The sequence below is a fragment of the Caballeronia zhejiangensis genome (genome assembly GCF_000698575.1).
In the GTDB taxonomy this organism is placed as follows: domain Bacteria; phylum Pseudomonadota; class Gammaproteobacteria; order Burkholderiales; family Burkholderiaceae; genus Caballeronia; species Caballeronia zhejiangensis.
The window spans coordinates 1-1,474 of the sequence record NZ_JFHD01000102.1 but is presented as its reverse complement, the minus strand read 5'-3'; the positions used below and the strand labels follow the sequence as shown (position 1 = coordinate 1,474).

Genomic DNA, 1,474 nt, shown 5'->3' with positions numbered 1-1,474 from the left:
TTTCCGGCTTTGCCCGAATTCTGGAGCGCGCGGGCGATCCGTGCCATCGACGCGCGCGGACGCGAACGCGTGCTGCTGACTTCGCTGATCGATCGCCGACGCTTCAAACCCGCTGATATCGTCGCCTGTTATGAGCGCCGCTGGCAAATCGAAACCAGTTACGCCGAGCTCAAACAATCGATGCTGGGTTCGGAATTGACCTTGCGCAGCCGCACCGTCGCAGGGGTCTATCAGGAGATATGGGGCGCGTTGATCGCCTACAACCTGATTCGACGTGAGATCGCGAGCGCCGCGCGAGAAGCGAAACTTGCTCCGACTGATATCAGCTTCGTGCGAGCGCTTCACACGATCCAGCACGAGATGATGTGGGCGGCCCTCACGCCGGCGTTTGCAAAATTACCCGCCTGCCTTCAGCGTCTGCGCGAAAGGCTCAAGTCTATGCGCAACGAAAAACGACCCGGACGCACATGCGACCGGGTCGTCAAATCCCGCCCTAAACGGTACACCGTTCGCTATCTAAGAAAAGACCTTAACTGAACGGCATTAGCCCGCGCGGGCCGCTTTCGTTTCCGGCGGCGGGTCAGTGCGGCTCGTGACCCGCCATGAACGCGCGCATGAAGACGAGCGCGCCCCAGCCCCAGATCGCATTGGCGATGAAGTTCGGCGCGAGACGCGGCAGCATGTTGCCGCTCGGCCAGATGCCGCGGGCCGGATCGATGACGAATACGCCGACGGCCGTCAGCACGATGCCGCCGAACACGAGTGCGCCGATCCAGGGCGCGCTGCGCTCGGGCGCGACGCGCAGCAGCCACGCCATCAGCACGCCGAAGATCGAACTCCACAGCGCATTCGCGATGAATTCCGGGATGCCGAGCGGAACAAACGGTGCGGTGGAAAAGCCGGCCGGATCGACGAGACCCGCTGCGTGCAACAGCGCCAGGGTCGATTCGCGAAAAAAGAGTGCGGCGAGAAAACCGGAAACGAACGGCAGAATGACTTTTTGCATTGGCTAGACCGCTTGGAGCATGAGCACGCGGTAGGCTCCGATTATCGTGACGAGCGCCATTATAGTGGCGTCGCGCGTGCTTCCAGCGCGGGTTCGGGGCCGTTGCGGGTTATTTCGCGATCGCGTCGCTCGCGGGGCTGTGATGCAGCATGCGATCGCTGTTCTGCGGTGGATTCGGGCGCTTCACCGGCATGTTGTCGGGATTGTCGGGGCGGGTGGCGCTCGCGGACGGCGCGCCGGGTGCGCCCGGCGGCTTGACCATTGAGGCACTCTCGTCGGGGCGCGCGGTCTGGGCTTGGGTCGCGAAGGTCGTGGCGAGGAGAAGGGCGGCTGTTGCGAGGTGATGTCGGGACATGATGAGTCTCCGCCAAGGGGAGACTTTCGATGTGCACGGCGCGTGCCCGAGGGGCGTCCGAATCAGAAGCCGCAAAGCAAAAAGCCCAGTCATTCGACTGGGCTTTTTGCATG

Annotated in this window: 3 protein-coding genes; 1 reads left to right on the top strand and 2 read right to left on the bottom strand. The window is 63.0% G+C overall.

What is annotated here, in order from left to right; translation table 11 throughout:
• The coding region (locus BG60_RS36105) for a transposase (RefSeq protein ID WP_034474648.1) at window positions 1-537 on the top strand (537 nt) is incomplete at its 5' end.
• A gap of 43 nt (window positions 538-580) precedes the next feature.
• Here BG60_RS36105 and BG60_RS36100 read toward each other — a convergent pair.
• Both BG60_RS36100 and BG60_RS36695 read right to left on the bottom strand, forming a co-directional pair.
• The gene (locus BG60_RS36100) at window positions 581-1,006 is read right to left on the bottom strand and encodes a hypothetical protein (RefSeq protein ID WP_008349938.1); all 426 of its coding nucleotides are present in this window, start codon (window positions 1,004-1,006) and stop codon (window positions 581-583) included.
• Between the two features lie 109 nt (window positions 1,007-1,115).
• Window positions 1,116-1,361 carry a hypothetical protein gene (locus BG60_RS36695; RefSeq protein ID WP_033535750.1) on the bottom strand — a complete coding sequence of 82 codons (246 nt, stop codon included), beginning with the start codon at window positions 1,359-1,361 and terminating at the stop codon, window positions 1,116-1,118.
• Window positions 1,362-1,474 lie beyond the last annotated feature (113 nt).

Coding starts and splice junctions, on each gene's coding strand:
- BG60_RS36100 (WP_008349938.1), bottom strand. CDS start 1,006: ATGCAAAAAGTCATTCTGCCGTTCGTTTCCGGTTTTCTCGCCGCACTC.
- BG60_RS36695 (WP_033535750.1), bottom strand. CDS start 1,361: ATGTCCCGACATCACCTCGCAACAGCCGCCCTTCTCCTCGCCACGACC.